The 17,480-nt window shown below is 46.9% G+C and carries 17 protein-coding genes and 1 tRNA gene; 3 read left to right on the top strand and 15 right to left on the bottom strand.

Annotation, left to right across the window (positions count from 1 at the left end; translation table 11 throughout):
- Positions 1 to 71 precede the first annotated feature (71 nt).
- The 3 genes from ACXX53_RS19300 to ACXX53_RS19290 form a co-directional block, all read right to left on the bottom strand.
- Positions 72 to 569 carry a DUF3267 domain-containing protein gene (locus ACXX53_RS19300; protein WP_458570321.1) on the bottom strand — a complete coding sequence of 166 codons (498 nt, stop codon included), beginning with the start codon at positions 567 to 569 and terminating at the stop codon, positions 72 to 74.
- A gap of 299 nt (positions 570 to 868) precedes the next feature.
- Positions 869 to 1,753 carry a sulfurtransferase gene (locus ACXX53_RS19295; protein ID WP_458570320.1) on the bottom strand — a complete coding sequence of 295 codons (885 nt, stop codon included), beginning with the start codon at positions 1,751 to 1,753 and terminating at the stop codon, positions 869 to 871.
- Positions 1,754 to 1,786: 33 nt separating this feature from the next.
- Positions 1,787 to 2,086 carry a hypothetical protein gene (locus ACXX53_RS19290; protein WP_458570319.1) on the bottom strand — a complete coding sequence of 100 codons (300 nt, stop codon included), beginning with the start codon at positions 2,084 to 2,086 and terminating at the stop codon, positions 1,787 to 1,789.
- Positions 2,087 to 2,333: 247 nt separating this feature from the next.
- On the opposite strand from ACXX53_RS19290, the gene motA reads away from it, so the two are divergent.
- Together motA and ACXX53_RS19280 are read left to right on the top strand one after the other, a co-directional pair.
- Positions 2,334 to 3,128 (top strand): flagellar motor stator protein MotA, encoded by a 795-nt coding sequence (motA, locus tag ACXX53_RS19285; protein ID WP_458570318.1) that lies wholly within the window; start codon positions 2,334 to 2,336, stop codon positions 3,126 to 3,128.
- Entirely contained in the window at positions 3,121 to 3,945 is an 825-nt protein-coding gene (locus ACXX53_RS19280) for a flagellar motor protein MotB (protein ID WP_458570317.1), read from the top strand. Before motA ends, ACXX53_RS19280 begins: the two co-directional genes overlap by 8 nt.
- 83 nt (positions 3,946 to 4,028) lie before the next feature.
- Here ACXX53_RS19280 and ACXX53_RS19275 read toward each other — a convergent pair whose 3' ends face one another.
- Positions 4,029 to 6,359: an ATP-binding protein gene (locus ACXX53_RS19275; protein WP_458570316.1), complete on the bottom strand. Its 2,331-nt coding sequence runs from the start codon at positions 6,357 to 6,359 to the stop codon at positions 4,029 to 4,031.
- Positions 6,360 to 6,697: 338 nt separating this feature from the next.
- On the opposite strand from ACXX53_RS19275, the gene tadA reads away from it, so the two are divergent.
- Positions 6,698 to 7,213 carry a tRNA adenosine(34) deaminase TadA gene (gene tadA / locus ACXX53_RS19270; RefSeq protein ID WP_458570315.1) on the top strand — a complete coding sequence of 172 codons (516 nt, stop codon included), beginning with the start codon at positions 6,698 to 6,700 and terminating at the stop codon, positions 7,211 to 7,213.
- Positions 7,214 to 7,295: 82 nt separating this feature from the next.
- Here tadA and ACXX53_RS19265 read toward each other — a convergent pair whose 3' ends face one another.
- The 11 genes from ACXX53_RS19265 to guaB all read right to left on the bottom strand — a co-directional run bounded on the left by ACXX53_RS19265 (position 7,296) and on the right by guaB (position 16,769).
- Positions 7,296 to 8,348 (bottom strand): DUF6612 family protein, encoded by a 1,053-nt coding sequence (locus tag ACXX53_RS19265; protein WP_458570314.1) that lies wholly within the window; start codon positions 8,346 to 8,348, stop codon positions 7,296 to 7,298.
- Positions 8,349 to 8,534: 186 nt separating this feature from the next.
- Positions 8,535 to 9,458 carry a YitT family protein gene (locus ACXX53_RS19260; protein WP_458570313.1) on the bottom strand — a complete coding sequence of 308 codons (924 nt, stop codon included), beginning with the start codon at positions 9,456 to 9,458 and terminating at the stop codon, positions 8,535 to 8,537.
- Positions 9,459 to 9,664: 206 nt separating this feature from the next.
- Positions 9,665 to 9,823: a small acid-soluble spore protein P gene (locus tag ACXX53_RS19255; RefSeq protein WP_458570312.1), complete on the bottom strand. Its 159-nt coding sequence runs from the start codon at positions 9,821 to 9,823 to the stop codon at positions 9,665 to 9,667.
- A 35-nt stretch (positions 9,824 to 9,858) separates the two neighbouring features.
- Positions 9,859 to 10,023, bottom strand: a complete 165-nt coding sequence (locus ACXX53_RS19250; protein WP_458570311.1) for a hypothetical protein — start codon at positions 10,021 to 10,023, stop codon at positions 9,859 to 9,861.
- A gap of 25 nt (positions 10,024 to 10,048) precedes the next feature.
- Positions 10,049 to 10,408 carry a hypothetical protein gene (locus ACXX53_RS19245; protein ID WP_458570310.1) on the bottom strand — a complete coding sequence of 120 codons (360 nt, stop codon included), beginning with the start codon at positions 10,406 to 10,408 and terminating at the stop codon, positions 10,049 to 10,051.
- A gap of 139 nt (positions 10,409 to 10,547) precedes the next feature.
- Positions 10,548 to 10,636 (bottom strand) — tRNA-Ser (locus tag ACXX53_RS19240).
- Positions 10,637 to 10,700: 64 nt separating this feature from the next.
- The gene (gene serS / locus ACXX53_RS19235) at positions 10,701 to 11,984 is read right to left on the bottom strand and encodes a serine--tRNA ligase (protein ID WP_458570309.1); all 1,284 of its coding nucleotides are present in this window, start codon (positions 11,982 to 11,984) and stop codon (positions 10,701 to 10,703) included.
- Positions 11,985 to 12,139: 155 nt separating this feature from the next.
- The gene (pdxT, locus tag ACXX53_RS19230; protein WP_458570308.1) at positions 12,140 to 12,733 is read right to left on the bottom strand and encodes a pyridoxal 5'-phosphate synthase glutaminase subunit PdxT; all 594 of its coding nucleotides are present in this window, start codon (positions 12,731 to 12,733) and stop codon (positions 12,140 to 12,142) included.
- A 52-nt stretch (positions 12,734 to 12,785) separates the two neighbouring features.
- Positions 12,786 to 13,667 carry a pyridoxal 5'-phosphate synthase lyase subunit PdxS gene (gene pdxS, locus ACXX53_RS19225; RefSeq protein WP_458570307.1) on the bottom strand — a complete coding sequence of 294 codons (882 nt, stop codon included), beginning with the start codon at positions 13,665 to 13,667 and terminating at the stop codon, positions 12,786 to 12,788.
- Between the two features lie 110 nt (positions 13,668 to 13,777).
- Positions 13,778 to 15,196, bottom strand: a complete 1,419-nt coding sequence (locus ACXX53_RS19220; protein WP_458570306.1) for a D-alanyl-D-alanine carboxypeptidase family protein — start codon at positions 15,194 to 15,196, stop codon at positions 13,778 to 13,780.
- A gap of 109 nt (positions 15,197 to 15,305) precedes the next feature.
- On the bottom strand, positions 15,306 to 16,769 hold the full coding sequence (gene guaB / locus ACXX53_RS19215; protein ID WP_458570305.1) for an IMP dehydrogenase: 1,464 nt from the start codon (positions 16,767 to 16,769) through the stop codon (positions 15,306 to 15,308).
- Between the last annotated feature and the right edge of the window lie 711 nt (positions 16,770 to 17,480).

Genomic DNA, 17,480 nt, shown 5'->3' with positions numbered 1-17,480 from the left:
CCCACTAGTGTGCTCTGCTCCGAACCTGTCACAGCCCTCCAGCCCGCGTCCGTCGCAGCTTCCCAGCCTTACTATTTTACTCGATAATAACCTTTGCAGAATACAGATTGATTGGGTTTGATTAGAATTAATAAAGAATTTATAACATCGGAGGAAGAGAAGATTAAATTTATCCAACAAATAAAGAAAAGGAGTGATTTGATCGTACCTTCTGAGACAAAGAACGCAGCAATCCCCGGTACTACCGATAATACGATAAATGGCAAACTCATAAAGACCCAAAATCTCGTTTTGGATAGCGTTGCATTTGTATTAAGCCAAAAGAATATTCCTTTGAATGTTAGGCTAATATCGCCTTTCGTGTATACAACAAGAATGTGATTGATTTCATGTAAAATAAAAACAAGAACAACAATGGGGATAAGGGGGATATTGGCGAGAAAAGTGAACCCACCCTCAAAACACATGGGTGATAATATAAAAATAGCCATCAATAAATAAACAAATTTCATATAATGCTCTCGAAACCAATCATTTTGAATGAAAGGGGTCCATTCTGACATATCCATACTTTTATGTGGCAAATGTCGAAACCACAAGATCATAACTACCCTCGCCCTCTCTGAAATAATTTACAACTATTGTATATGAGCACTCTCAATTCCGCCATCCATCGGTGTTTTTTCATCCATCTCTGAACCAACTGTTCCAGTAGCCCTATTATGGCTGGCTCCGGGGGTCTTACAACTGCTTTCCTCGACCTCTTGTTTGCGACCTGTTGAACGGAAAGACCAAATAGGGCCGCAACAGCCTGCCCATTGGCAACCTGTCACAGCCCCTAAACCCGCGTCCGAAACGGCCTCTCACCTTACTCCTCACCCGTCGCTACAGGGTTCTCCTCGTACGAGCTCCAATCGCTCCAGCTACCCGCATACAGCTTCGCATGGCGGTAGCCCGCCTGCCACAAGCCGCGAATGTTCGGGCACGCGGTAACACCAGAGCCGCAGTATACGATGATCTCTGCGGCGTCACCCACCACTTCCGACCAACGCTCCCGCTGGTCGTCCGTCGCAAGCCACGCGCCTGCAGCGTCCAAGTTCCGCTGCCACGGCTGATTCACCGCGCCCGGGATATGTCCCGCCACGCGGTCCATCGGCTCCACCTCGCCGCGATAACGCTGCCCGTCGCGGGAGTCAATGATCACGACATCGCTGCGGCCAAGCCTAGCCTTCACATCGTCCATGCCGAGCACTAACTGCACCTGCACGTTAGGCTCATAACGCATTCCATCCACGCTAGCCGCCGCTGCCACTCCCTGCTCCACAGGCAAGCCTGCCGCCTGCCAAGCCGCCCAACCGCCATCGAGCAGCAGCACATCGCCTTCATGGCCCATCCACTGCAGCAACCACCACAAGCGGCTGGCACCAGAGCCGCCCTGCTCGTCATAGGCGACGATCGTACTTGTGCGAGTAATACCCGCTTCCGTCAGCTTGTCCGCGAGTCGCGCAGGGTCAGGCAGCGGATGCCGTCCGCCATGCTCTTTAACAGCTGATGATAGATCCTGATTCATATCGAAGTACACGGCTCCAGGAATATGACCTTCTAGGTATGCTTCTCTTCCGCGCTGCGGCTCAGTAAGCCAAAAGCGACAGTCTGCCGCTACTACGCTCCCATCGCCTTCCGCTGCATGTTTCAATCGTGCTTCAAGCTCGTCAGGTGTCATAACTACAGTGAACGTGTTACGGTTAACCATCCTGTATCTCTCCCTTTTCTCGCCTATGCCGCTCTAAGCATCCAGCAATGCGATAACGCCTACAGCCTCATGCTCATTCGATACTTCAAAGTTATGAAACTCGCGATCATATCGAATGCTTCCGCTTCCCACAAACAAGATATTCTCTTGTCCCAGACCGTAGAACAGGTCATCCGCAAGCGCTTCCAGCACTTCGTAACGATCTTCCGGCGTCATCTGCTCCCAATCACCCGCTTCAATGTCTAAGAAAGTGTAGCTATCCTCAATTCGACCTAGCGCACCTGCCATATCCAACAATATCTCTTTATAAGGTCTCGTAAATCTTACAGCCATCTCAACCATCCACTCCTCTATCGCATACAGTAAATATTCAAGTTACTCGTATTGTAGCACAACCCCATCTCTTCACCAATGCGCAATGGACGTAATTGGGACAACCCGTATTTCATTTACATCTAACATTTAGCATATTTCATGCCGATAAATAGGATGAAGCGCCGCTATTTGCCGATAGCGGCCACTAGTCATTGGATGACGCACGGAAGCAACATTATACTCATGGATGAGGTGGATGTTCGACATGGAGAAATCAACATTAATCGGCATAGTGCTGGGGTTAGCGTCCCTTTTGCTAGGGATGTATTTTAAGGGAGCGCCGTTGATCAACTTGGTGAATAACCCTGCAGCCTATATTATTATTTTTGGAGGTACAGCTGCTTCCCTGTTTGTTGCCTTCCCGCTCAAAGAGCTGAAGAAGCTGCCGCAGCTATTCAAGATGCTGTTCGTGAAGCAGCAATTAGTGGATCGAGTTCAATTAATTCAACTATTTATGGAGTGGGCATCGATTACTCGCCGTGAAGGGTTGCTCGCGCTTGAATCCCGCATTGATGAGATCGAAGATGAATTCCTGCGCGGCGGAATGCGCATGATTATTGACGGCAACGAGCAAGAGTTCGTGCGTGATGTCCTATTGGAAGATATCCACGCTACGGAAGAGCGACATCGCGCTGGCGCGTTGATCTTCTCGCAGGCCGGTATGTACGCGCCAACGCTAGGGGTATTGGGCGCAGTTATCGGTCTGATTGCCGCTCTCGCGGATATGTCCGATATGGGAGCCTTGACTCATGCGATCGCGGCTGCGTTTATCGCTACGCTCCTTGGTATATTTACAGGTTATGTCTTGTGGCACCCGATATCAACCAAGCTGAAACGCTTGTCCAGCAGTGAGATGCAGATTCGTTTAATGATGGTAGAAGGACTCTTATCCATTCAATCCGGTGTATCCACAATCGCGATTAGCCAGAAGCTTTCTGTCTTCTTAACGCCTGCGGAACGCACTCGTTTGACTGAGAAGGAGGATATGAGCGGTGAATAAAAAGAAGCGTTCAGAGCATCACGAGGAACATGCCGACGAATCTTGGCTGCTTCCATACTCTGACCTGCTTACGCTCCTACTGGCGTTGTTCATCGTTATGTACGCTATGTCTGCGATTGACTCGCAGAAATTCGAACAGATGCGCGATGCCTTCAGCATAGCTTTTAGCAGCAGCGGCGGTGCAGGTGATAGTATTCTGGATCAGAATTCCCTCATGCCTAAGGGCGGAAGCCAGCCTGATACGTTAAGCGAAGCGTTTGAGAGCAAGGATAAGACTGCTGATAAGGAAACTAAGGATCCTTATACCAAACAGGTGCAGCAAGAACAGCAGAAGCTGGAGGAATTGCAGGAGAACATACAGCAGTATATTAAGCAGAATGGACTATCGGACCAGTTAAACACCGAGCTGAACCACTCTGAGTTGAAGATTACGATTAAAGACAGCGCCCTGTTTGACTCTGGGGTTGCTTCACTTAAACCAGAAGCTGAGAAGCTTGCCCTAACCATAGGAGATATGATCAAGAACTATCAGGGCTATCAGATTGTCATCAGCGGTCACACCGATAATGTGCCGATCAAGAATTCAAAGTTCGAGTCCAACTGGGATCTTAGCTCAGCACGAGCACTGACATTTATGAAGATCGTTCTGAAACAATCGGGACTGGATCCGAAGGATTTCCAAGCAGTAGGAATGGGTGAATTCCATCCTATAGCATCGAATGATTCAGCAGAAGGCAGAGCGCAGAACCGCCGTGTAGAAGTATCTATATTGCGCAAGTACGCGGTCAACACTCCTGAAACAACCATCACGCCTTAAACAACAAGGGCTGTCGATACGATGAATGGTACTCTTTGCAGAATACCTATTCACGTTCGACAGCCCTTTCATCTATTATGCCATTAACGTACGTCTATTCTCGTATCATGATCATTCGGCTCGGAAGCTGCTTTTTCCATAGCAGGCAAAGTAATCGTAATTAAAGTTCCCTCGTTCAGCTTGCTCTGTACATCAAAGGTCCCTTTATGGTTGTATATAATACGCTGGGATACCATAAGTCCAAGCCCTGTCCCCTTCTCCTTATTCGTATAGAAGGGATCTCCGATCTTGGGAAGGTCGTTAGGGGATATACCCACCCCGTTATCCTGCACTTGAACCCTCACTCTGCCATTATCCAATGTATCTACAGTCAGTCCGATGGTACCACCTTGCGGCAGCGCCTCGATCGCATTTTTGATAATATTAATGAACACTTGCTTCAATTGATTCTCTTCACACATCACAGACGGCACTTCATCCGCGAAACGAGTCACACAGTAGATCCCATCCGGCTGCGCCAAGCTGTCCATAAGTGTGAGCACCTCTTGCAGCACTTGACGAATATCCTTCTCCTCAAAGCGAGCCGCATGCGGCTTGGACAACACTAGAAACTCACCGACGATTAAATTAATGCGATCCAGCTCAGACAGCATAATGGAGGTGTGCATTGGATTATAGGTTCCTGTCCGCTGTTGAAGCTGAATGAATCCCTTCAAGGTGGTCAACGGATTGCGAATCTCATGAGCAACCCCTGCCGCCAATTGCCCTACTGTAGTCAACTTCTCGGAACGGCGCAGCAGTTCTTCCATTTGCTTGCGGTTCGTTATATCTCGTGTGATGCTGGCCCAAGCAGAAGGCTTGCCCGAATCGTCCATGATTGGCGAGGTGCTCACGCTGACATCAAGCAGTCGGTTATCCTTCGTCAACCGAATCGTTTCTAGCGCTCCTCCTGCCTTGCCGCTTTGCAGCAGATCCTCGATCTCCTGAATATCTTTACTTAAGTTGTCAGGAATAATCGGCAGCTGCTTCCCCCGGATCTCCTCTTCTGTCCATCCGAACATATCCGCGAAGGCTTGATTGACCCGCTCTACTCTTCCCTGCAAATCCGTTACATGAATAGCATCCGTAGATTGATTAATAAATGATTCCAGTTGATCCTTCATCGAGCGGTTCTCTTCATATAAGTTGCGAAGCTGGGTGGTAGATTGGTACAAGCTGTCGCCCATCAGGTTAATCCGTTCTGCGAGCGTCCCTAGTTCATCTTTGCGCATAACGATCAACGGTGTGTGGAATCGCCCAATCGCCAGCATATTAACCTTCTGCAATATATCCTGGATCGGCCTGATGAACCGTCCAGCCAGCATATAGCTGATCATAAATACAATCTCAAGCGTCACTAACCCGATAATAATATTGGATAGAAGCTGGTCTTTAAGTGTCGCCTTCATCGGCTGCGCATCCACGACTATACTTAACACATAATTATTCGCTTCATCTCGGATCGGTATAAAGCTCTTCAATAGATTCTGGCCATGGGACTCGCTTTCTGTAAATACCGGAAGTCCTGTTTGATCGGCTTTCCTGATATTCTCCTTATCCTGTTCCGTTTGGTATTGATAGGAGCCATACAGGATAGGTCGATTGGTTTGGAATTCAACCTTATTTATAGTTGGGCTGGTCGGAATCACATCATAACAGTCAACAATATGAGGATTGAAAGCTGTAATTTCCAGAACGGTTGGCTGCAGATTCAGTGTTTGTTCAACCATCTGGTCAGGCTTCGCCGTATAAAACGTATCCAAGATCATACTGTCCTGAAGGCCAACGCTAATGATGTAATCTCGTTTGCCATCGTAATAGTATCCCCATTTGTCCATATGATCAGGATTGGACGCTGATCTATCAAATGGTCCTAACCAAAAGTTATCCTTCTTCACTCCCTGCGGTAACGTCACTTCACCGGAATCCATCAACTGCCTAAGAGCCGTGTCCCATATGTCCCACTCTTTAGTCGATAATCCTTCTATGTTCTTGTCTGTTGAACGACTGACGATAATATCCTCTTTGTTCTCCGTATATTGAAGTAGAGCAATGTGGGTTATTCCAAGATCCTGGGTTAGATCGACAAGATCATTATTCGTAATCCGCTCATACTCGAGCGGCAGTCTCTTCGCAGCTACCTTAGAGGTATTATACAGCCATTCTGCAAGCATATTCTCAATAGCTTCATCCACATGATAAGATTGCTGCATGGTGATGGAGATCTGCTGAGTAATGACCTTCATTCGTTCTTCCATTTCATATACAAGCTTACTCTTTGTCATATAATAATTAAGTACGATATAAACAAAAAAGACGAGTAATACTGTGCATGCTATGGATAAAGAGACTTTGCTTTTGATCGATAAACGCATCCATTATACTCCTCTTCTTCATCTTGATGTTGGTTTATGATGGAGCCTTGTTTTGATCATAGCTACTTCATCTAGAATTGTCCATTCTCTATTCAATTGTAACCCACCTATTCAGGGTAAAGGGATGGATCATGTCATAAAACAGTTGATTTTACTACTTATTATACCTACAATATATAGTTATCAACAACTTATGCACAATATGTGTGCATATATGGATAATATGTGCACAAGTCTGTGTATAACCTCCAACTTATCCACATCGTTGTACACAGTATGTTAACAACGAATATTTGTTCGGGGAATAAATACAGGAAATAATCTGGAAGGAGTGCCGCATGAACGAAGAATTATCGGGCCACAATGAGCTCAATCCATTGCTCATACATGCTCATTGGATGCGACAAGCCATCGAAGAAGCGAAGAAAGCCGAAGCCATTGGCGAGGTTCCGATCGGCGCTGTAGTTGTCCACAAAGGTGAAATCATCGGCCGAGGCTATAATCTGCGCGAAACCACATTAGATTCGACTGCTCACGCGGAAATGATCGCCATCCGCGAGGCGAGCCAGCACCTGCAAGCGTGGAGGCTGTTAGATTGCACGCTATACGTTACATTAGAACCCTGCCCTATGTGCGCAGGGGCAATCGTTCAATCCCGCGTGCCGCAGGTTGTATTCGGAACAGGTGATCCTAAGGCAGGCTGCGCTGGCACGCTCATGAATCTGCTGCAAGAAGATCGCTTCAATCATCGCACCGAGATTGTGGAAGGTGTCCTGCAGGAGGAGTGTGCCGCGCTGTTGAAGGATTTCTTCAAGAAGCTGCGCACGAGGTCTAAGACGCAGACGTCATCCTAGTCTCGCACTAACACAAGAGGCTGCCTCCACAAGGAGGCAGCCTCTTATCTTAGTCACAATTATACGGTTCACCTATTGCCAATTAGAATCCGCCCATCATTTCTCCGAGCTGATCCATTGTAATAACATCAGTTGGGACACTGCTGAACTTCTGCTCACCGTTAATGTTGGACATCTTATTCGTAAAGTTCAGCTTCAACTTGATGTTGTCGCCTGCATCATTTGCATCAATATCAATTACGAGCTTCTGGTAAACTGGATATCCATCCTTATCAATACCAGTCGTCATGCTCAATTCATTAACTGTCAAGGTTTGCTTCAGTTCATCCAAGCCTTGCTTAATATCGCTGTCTGCTTGTGTCAGCTCCGACTTAAGCGTATCGATATCAGCTTGCTCCAGCTGGAAGTAGCTGCGGTATTCCTCTTTCGACATCAGATCCAGCAATGCTGGCAGCGCATCCTTCACGAATGTAGTTGCCGCTTGATCGAAGTTGTCTTTCGTAACTGCGAACTTAACAACCTGCTTTGCTTTCACATCCTCAGGAAGACCTGCATCTTTCACAGCGATATCCTTGAAGTATGTCTTCTCATCGAACTTGCTAACCACACTAGAGAAGAATTCACTGCTGAATTTACGCGTTGTTTCCATATTCGTCATAAACGAGATATCTTGACCGCTCTCTTCAGCCAGCTGCTTCATATCAAGTTCAATGAATTTATCAACCATTTCTGCCGGCATTGGCAGCATCGGGATATTCGGTACTTTAACATACAGCTTATCCTGAGCCATCATCATCGGAAGTTCGAATTTAAGAGCCATGTCGCCAGGAATCTCAACGCCTAGCTTCATATCTGCTTGCATAGGCTCTTGCTGAATTGCACCTGAAATATCAAGCTTAGCATTCTTGAACATCGTGAGCATAGCGCCGATATCTTCGCCAGCAAACGATTCACCGCTCAATTGGAGGTCATCCACAGCAACTGAGGATGTGAATGCATATGATTTCATCTCAAGAGATTTGTTAAATGCACTCTCTACCGCTTCTTTCGAGCTTTGCTTAGCACCGCAACCTGTGACTACAAGTACTGATGCAAGCATCATAGCCAAGGCGCCTTTCATCCATTTCTTCTTCAAAGTATTCTCCCCCATCAAATTCCTTTTTGTTACCCATACCCAATTGATATTACCTTATCTATTCTTATTTGGAAATAGCTAATAAGTAATAATATTTGTCGGATATAGGAAAATATGAGACTCTCGCCCTATGAAAACGAGGGGAATATTTAATTTTTTACAGAAAGTAAACATATCCTTACGAAATTAGTGAATCGCATTCTTCTTGAAGCGTCCACCTTTAACATCATGAATATTGCCAATAGCCAAGAAGGCATGCGGATCATGCTCTTCCACGATCGATTTCAATTTAGATTCTTCCAGTCGAGTTATAACCGTAAAAATAACCTTGCGATCATCACCTGAATAACCGCCTTCACCGTTCATATATGTCACGCCGCGTCCTAATCTGCTAAGGAGCGCATCGCCAATATCTTTGTAATTATCACTGATAATCCAGACTGACTTGGATTCATTCAGACCTTCTATCGTGATATCGATCACCTTATAGGCAATGTAATAAGCAATAAGTGAGAACATTGCTTTTTCAAAGCCAAATACGAATCCAGCGATCGTCATAATAAATAAGTTAAAGAACATCACAAACTCACCAACAGAAAATGGAGACTTCTTCGAGAACAGTATCGCGACGATCTCCGTACCGTCCAGTGATCCGCCGAATCGGACCGTGATACCAACACCAATACCAAGTATAAACCCGCCGTACACTACGGCAAGCATGCTATTCGTAACAAATGGGTCAACCGGATGCAATAAAGCTGTACTAATGGACATAACGGTTATCCCCAGCAGCGTAGACAATGCAAACGTCTTTCCGATCTGCTTATAGCCAATGATAAGAAACGGCAAGTTTAACAAGAATAAAAATACTCCAAGCGGCAATCCCGTGAGATGTGACAGGATAATGGAGATACCTGCGATGCCTCCGTCCGTCATCTGGTTCGGAACGAGAAATAGTTCAAGTCCTACTGCCATCAATATGGCGCCTACTGAGATGAAAAATACTCGCTTAATAATGTTCGTCCATCTCAATCTACCATGTTTGAGTGGAGCGAATGCAGGGACTGCTGATTCTGCTGCTTTCATGTTGGTTTGTTTTTGTTCTGTCATCAAATTCCCCCTCTGGATATTATTATTACACTATCTCTATCTATTATATCGGATTTCGCAGCCCATGGCACGTACCAAATCCTTTAAATGTAAAAATAGAAGACCTCCTTATACCTCCCGATCAGCTGAAGTTATTGCTGTGGTTGGAAAGAAAGTCTTCTGCATTCACATGATTTACCACGTTACTAAATTGTGTACAATATTACTCAGCCTTCTGGATTATGATGATCCACGTGGTTCCTGCTCTTAACCTTTTTCGAACCTGACAGCGGTTCCTGCTGAGCTCCTCGATCATCGCCTGCATGGTGCCGTTGTCCCTGATTCGCTTTAGATTCTGGAACTGGCACCGCCTTAGACTTTGCCATCTGCTCATCTCCTTTTCAATGCAATCTATACAACTCTATACCGAATCTGATGCCGGATGATCGTGGTTCAGCGCATCCTGATGGCGTCGATCATTATGATCCTGCTGCAGCTGCTGTGCATGATGCGAATTAACGGCTTGTTCATCCAATCGTTTTGCGACGTTCGATAAGTTCTTATCTTTTCCATTAGCTTGAGTCATGCTTCATCCTCCTCTTGCGGAGACGCTACGATTGCTTATGAGTCACGCTCTGCAGCGCCTGTGCACATTCATGAATATGTCGAATATAGTTCTGTGTCATTTCCTGAATGACCTCGGTACGCTCATCTACCGTCTGGCCATCCCGTTCAACATCGACCAGTTGTACATTTACCTCACGAGAATCTACATAAGCACACGCAAAATCAAAGGAGTACATCTGGCGCCCCGCATTATCGATATGAATGCGAAATCCTTCTGGAACAGCTTCATCTGTCAAAATGGTCGCCTTATCCCATGGTTCCAACTTCTCAGGGAGCGTCTCCTGCCAGGCCTGAACCAGCGTTTGCTGATCAACTTGAAGAGTATCTTCACTATGGTTATACATGAAATCACCACCTCCACTGTTCACAATTACAGTGTGCGGATGGTGCGCTGCTTTTATGCAGGTTGAGAGCAGAAAGGAACGGCGAACAAATACCAAAAAAGCCATATCACTAAGTGATATGGCTTGTTCATTCGCAATATGGCGGAGAGGATGGGATTCGAACCCATGTGGGCTTGCACCCTAACGGTTTTCAAGACCGCCCCGTTATGACCACTTCGGTACCTCTCCATATGATCGTCGACCAAAGTCGACAATCAAGATTATAGCATGCTTACCTCATGTAATCAAGCACTCATTTGGTATTTGTAATAACTTCTAGTCCACCCATATATGTACGTAGCGCTTCAGGGACAATAATTGATCCATCTTCCTGCTGATAGTTCTCCATAATGGCAGCTACTGTACGGCCTATCGCCAGTCCTGAGCCGTTCAATGTGTGCACGAATTCAGGCTTCGACTTCGTATCACGGCGGAAACGAATATTGGCACGGCGAGCTTGGAAATCCTCAAAGTTCGAGCAGGAGGAAATCTCGCGGTACGTGCCGCCGCTTGGCAACCATACCTCGATGTCATACGTCTTAGCGGAGCTAAAGCCAATATCGCCCGTACAGAGCGTCATAACGCGGTATGGGAGCTTCAGCAGCTGCAAGATGCGCTCTGCTTGACGTGTAAGGCTCTCCAGAGCCTCATACGAATCCTCTGGCTTCACCAGCTTTACCAGCTCCACCTTATTGAATTGGTGCTGACGAATCAATCCGCGCGTGTCACGGCCGGCAGCTCCAGCTTCTGAACGGAAGCAGGCGCTGAATGCTGTGTAATTGCGCGGCATTTCTTCCGCGGTTATGATCTCATCGCGGTGATAGTTCGTTACCGGAACCTCAGCCGTAGGAATGAGGTAATAGTCCGTACCTTGCAGCTTGAACAGATCCTCTTCGAACTTTGGCAGTTGACCTGTGCCATACAAGCTGTCGCGGTTTGCGATATAAGGCGTCATCAGCTCTTCATAACCATGCTCAGTTGTATGTACATCCAGCATAAAGCTGATCAACGCACGCTCAAGTCGCGCACCCGCCTTCTTATAGAACACGAAGCGAGAACCTGTTACTTTAGCTGCTCGTTCAAAGTCCAGAATGTCCAGATCGGCAGCCAGATCCCAATGCGCCTTCGGCTCAAAGCTGAATTCTCTCGGCTCTGCCCAGCGTCGCACCTCGATGTTTTCGTCCTCCGACAAGCCTACCGGCACCGACTCATGCGGAATGTTTGGAATCGCTAACACAAGCTCGTCTATTTGCTCTTCAATGGAACGGATCTCGTCATCCAGCTCCTTAATGCGATCACCTACTTGACGCATCTCAGCAATCACATCGTCAGCAGGCTGACCTGCTTTCTTAAGCTTGGCTACCTCTTGCGATACCGTATTGCGTCGACTCTTCAATTGCTCGGTTTCTTGCAGCATCTCCCGACGCTTCGTATCCAGTTCTGGGAACGCGGCAATCATCTCCGGCGATTTCCCACGGTTCTTGAGTGCTTGTTCCACACTTCCGAACTCGTTGCGTAAATTTTTGATATCCAACATGGGTATCCCCCCTACAAATAGAAAAGGCTATTTTCCTCTAATAATCTATTATAAAGTGTGTGTCAAATAAAAACACCTTAACCCTATCCCATATGGGAAAAAGGGTCAAGGCGTTAAGTCATATACAATTAAAACCGTTAACGGATGTATTCTATTTAACGAGAAGCTGCTTCGTGCTCGCGAACCATCTCTACAAAGTATTGATGCAAGCTCATATCATCCGTCAACTCAGGATGGAATGAACAGGCCAACAGATGCCCTTGGCGTGCGGTGACGATCTCTTTATTGTACTCACAGAGCACGTCTACAGCCCCACCAACAGCTTCGATCAGCGGCGCCCGGATAAATACCGCCCGCACGGGTTGATCGATTCCTGACACGTCCAGATCCGTCTCAAAGCTTTCTCGTTGACGTCCGAAGGCATTGCGTCGAACCTGCATGTCCATTAGGCCAAGATGCGGCTCTTCCGGTCCTTCACTGCCGTTAATATGAGAAGCCAGCGCGATGAGTCCGGCACAAGTGCCGAATATAGGCTTGCCTTGCTTTGAGAACGATTGAATGGCTTCTATAAAACCATACTTTCGCATCAGCTTGCCAATCGTAGTACTTTCCCCACCAGGTATGATGAGACCTTCTACGCCTTCCAGTTCTTGCGGCCACTTGATCGCAACAGCCTCTGAACCCGCGGCATTCAGGCTCCGGATATGTTCAGCAACTGCACCTTGCAGCGCCAGTACCCCGATCTTCATGCAGCTAACCTTCTTTCTAATCTATACTTCTATAGATACCGAATCTATATGATTACCAGCCTCGATCTTGCATCCGTTCGGATGGTGACAGCTTGGAGATCTCGATGCCCTTCATCGGAGTTCCGAGGTTCTTCGATACGCGAGCAATCAATTCGTAGTCTGTAAAATGTGTTGTTGCTTCCACGATAGCACGGGCAAACTTCTCTGGGCTGTCGGACTTGAAGATACCAGAGCCGACAAATACGCCGTCAGCGCCAAGATGCATCATCAGCGCAGCGTCAGCAGGTGTTGCTACACCACCAGCAGCGAAGTTAACAACCGGCAGCTTGCCGCTTGCATGGACTTGAACCAGCAGATCGTAAGCTACGCCGAGGTTCTTCGCTTCCGCATACAGTTCATCCTTGGACAGGTTCTGCACCTTGCGAATCTGACCGTTGATCAGACGCATATGACGAACTGCTTCCACGATGTTTCCTGTTCCCGGCTCGCCCTTAGTACGAAGCATAGCTGCACCTTCACCGATGCGGCGAAGCGCTTCGCCCAAGTCTTTCGCTCCACATACAAATGGAACAGTGAACTCATTCTTGTCGATGTGGTAAACCTCATCAGCAGGAGTTAGTACTTCGGATTCATCAATATAGTCCACGCCCATGGATTCCAATACTTTAGCTTCCACGTAATGACCGATACGTGCCTTCGCCATTACTGGGATTGAAACAACCTTCATGACCTCTTCCATAATAGTCGGATCTGCCATGCGAGCTACGCCGCCAGCAGCACGAATATCTGATGGTACACGCTCCAGCGCCATTACTGCTGTTGCGCCAGCAGCTTCGGCAATCTTAGCTTGCTCCGCATTCATGACGTCCATAATGACGCCGCCTTTTTGCATTTCAGCCATACCACGTTTAACTCGAGATGTTCCCGTTTCCATCCTATTAGCCTCCTGCCATATCAAGCTCTTTTAGAGCTCCTATAAGTTCACCCGTTTATTGTACATGAATGAATTTGTATAGGCAACTGTGTTTGTCGGAATTCTATGAATTAAAACAAATCTCCGATTGAGTAAAACAAATCGACAAAGAATTCCTTAATACCACGAAGGAATAGTCTCCACCAGCTGCCCTTCTCTACATCTTCCGATGCAATCAGATTGACCGTCTGTTTCTGTTCGCCGCTCTTGCCTTTATACGTGTAGGTAATCTCGCCAACCTTCTGACCGCTCTTGATTGGAGCGACCAGTTCTTCCTCAGGTGTGAGCTTCACATCTGAAGTCAAGCTGCTCTCGTCAAAGTTCGATCCTCTATCCACAACGAAAGATACGTTCTTCTCTGTTACCACTGGCACTGTAGTGGATACACCCTTAACGATAGGAGCCGTTTCATGGCCGGCAACGGTTTGCTTAGGTGCGATCGCTTGCTTTACTTCGTAGTTAGTATAACCATAATCCATAAGCTTAGCAGTATCCAAGAAGCGCTGCTCTTTGGAGTCTGTGCCCATAACAACGGAGATCAGACGCATGCCATCACGTTCCGCCGTACCCGCGAAGCAGTATCCAGCTTGATCCGTAAAGCCCGTCTTCATGCCATCCAGGCCATCATAAGCGTAGCGCTTGAAGTTAGGAACATCCTTGTTCGCTTCGAGCATCCAGTTCAAGTTCTCAATCGAAGCTGTGTCGCGTTCACGGAACTTATATTTTTGAATCGTCGTAAAATCTCTGAATTCTGGATGATCTACAACGATAGCGCGCACTAGCTTAGAGACGTCTTGAGCTGACATCTGTGTCTCCTGATCGCCGCTTGGACGGAACTCTTCAGGCATATCGCTGGAATCCAGTCCCGTTGCGTTAATAAAATGAGCAGTTTCCATTCCTAATCGTTTAGCGGTGTCGTTCATCAGCTTGACGAACTCCTGCTCTGAGCCGCCTGCTGCGTACTCAGCCAGCGCTACGGCTGCGTCATTTGCTGAACCGATCGCCATCGCGATGTATAGATCTTTAACCGTATGCTTGTCATTCTCCGCCAAGTAGATTTTTGAGCCTTGCTGCAAGGACGCATTCTTGCCTGCTGTGACTTGATCTTCCCATGAGATCTCGCCGCTCTTCACCTTTTCCAGAATGATATATTCTGTCATCATCTTCGTCATACTTGCTGGCGGCAAAGGAACATGGGAGTTGATATCAACGATCATCTGACCTGTCGACGCTTCCATTAAGATGTAAGAACTACCATTAAGACCTAGCGACTCTTTAGTCGGTGAGGCAGTTGGGGCCTGTGTAGTAGCAGGCTGTGCTGCAGGTTTTTCTGTTTTCGTAGTTTGCTGAGTTGCTGCCTCTGCTAGAACCACTCCTGTTGATGGCAGCAGTGTAAAGGCCAATATATTACAAGCGGTCACAAGCGCGACTACACGTTTCCATGATCGTTTATTTTTCTTCACTGAAGTTGTTTCTTTATTCGTAAACACTCTTATAATTCCTCCCTAGTAAAACCATATGAAGCTATTCTACCATAGCCTGCTAGACAAAAAAAAGACAGGGTATAAACCCTGTCTCGTTTTATACAATATTATGGTATTACAGTGAATAGTTTGGAGCTTCCTTCGTGATCTGTACATCATGAGGATGGCTCTCACGCAAACCAGCACCGGTAATACGTACAAACTCTGTATCGTTCTGAAGCTCTGACAGACTAGCCGCTCCACAATAGCCCATGCCAGCCTTCAAACCACCCAACAATTGGTGAATCGTATCGGCAAGCGGCCCTTTGTAAGCAACGCGTCCTTCGATACCTTCTGGAACAAGTTTCTTCTCATTGCTGCTTTCTTGGAAGTAACGGTCCTTAGAACCTTGCTTCATAGCGCCAAGGGAACCCATGCCGCGATATACTTTGTATCGGCGTCCTTGATAAATCTCGGATTCGCCTGGGCTTTCCTCTGTGCCTGCAAACAAGCTGCCAAGCATAACTGCACTTGCCCCTGCTGCAATAGCTTTCGTAATGTCACCGGAGTATTTAATACCGCCGTCAGCGATAACAGGTACGCCATACTGACGTGCAACTGTTGCGCAATCATATACGGCCGTAATCTGTGGAACACCGATACCAGCGATAACGCGAGTCGTACAGATGGAACCTGGTCCGATACCGACTTTAACGATAGAAGCGCCTGCTTCGATCAAGTCGCGAGTTGCTTCGCCTGTAGCTACATTACCTGCAATGATTGTTAATTCAGGATTGTTTTTTCGAATTTCGCGAACTGCGTTAATGATGTTGATGTGATGTCCGTGTGCGGAATCGACAACGATAACATCTACTCCTGCTTGTACGAGAGCTGCTACGCGTTCGGATGTATCCTTGGAGATACCAACCGCTGCACCAACTAACAGGCGTCCTTGTGCATCTTTGGCTGCTTTCGGATATTGAATAGCTTTCTCAATATCTTTGATAGTGATAAGTCCTTTAAGCGTGTTGTCACTATCAACCAGCGGCAGCTTCTCGATCTTATGTTTCTGAAGAATAACTTCAGCTTGTTGAAGCGTTGTACCTACCGGCGCCGTAACGAGGTTCTCCTTCGTCATGACTTCTTGGATCTGAATGTTGAAGTCATGTACGAAACGAAGGTCGCGGTTAGTCAAGATACCGATAAGCTTGTTATGTTCGTCCACAATCGGGACACCGGAAATGCGGTATTTGCCCATCAATTTATCAGCTTCAGCTACTGTATGCGCTGGTGATAAGGAGAAAGGATTGGTAATAACTCCGCTCTCAGAACGCTTAACGCGGTCAACTTCCTCAGCTTGCTGTTCTACAGGCATGTTCTTATGAATAATACCAACACCGCCTTCACGGGCGATCGCAATCGCAAGCGGCGCTTCTGTTACTGTATCCATACCCGCACTGATAAACGGAACGTTCAACTTGACCTTGTCGCTTAGTCGCGTGGAAACATCGGTTTCCATCGGGAGTACGCTCGATTTACGAGGTACCAACAGAACATCGTCAAAAGTTAATCCTTCTTTAGCAAATTTACTTTCCCACACCAGAGTGTTCCTCCTTAGCTATTGAGCTTGTACATGTCTATTCATGATGTACAAAGCTAGTCTAATGTCTATTGTCGCTTAGATATTATGCCAATATTAGCAGAGCCCAAAAGGGGTGTCAAGGACGAGAGCCCCCCTCTAACAGTCGTAAACGGTTACATATGGTTGTGGGGGAAATTTTTTTAAAAACTCTGGTAATATATTCTTTTATTAGGGTGGCGGAGACCATAATCAAGCTTAATATGCTCACCAACAAGGTTATCAATACAGCTTGAACTGCAGCAAAAAGCCTGCTGTCGATTCAAGATCCACAGTGGGGTCGAGTGCGCTCGATGAACTCCTCTATCGTTATATCATCAGACATGTTTCATATGCCGTGTATCTGTTGAATTAACTGCATTTCGTGCAGCTAGTATGTAGTGTCTGTATGTTGGCTGAGTGCTTACTGCATAATGTGCATCTATTTCAGCTACTTTTAGGTTCATTGCCCGATTCCGACCGAAATAAATGCCCGAAATGCATCTAATTTGTGTTCTAGGGCTATCATCCCTGCAATTAGATGCACAAAATGCATCTAGCCCGTGAGGCGCAAGCCTTGCACATAGAAAAAGCCCGCTGTCGATTCGAGATCAACAGCGGGCTTTAGTTAGCTTGGCGACGTCCTACTCTCCCAGGACCCTGCGGTCCAAGTACCATCGGCGATGAAGGGCT

It is taken from the genome of Paenibacillus marinisediminis (assembly GCF_054343325.1).
This window is presented reverse-complemented; position numbering and strand designations above follow the sequence as displayed.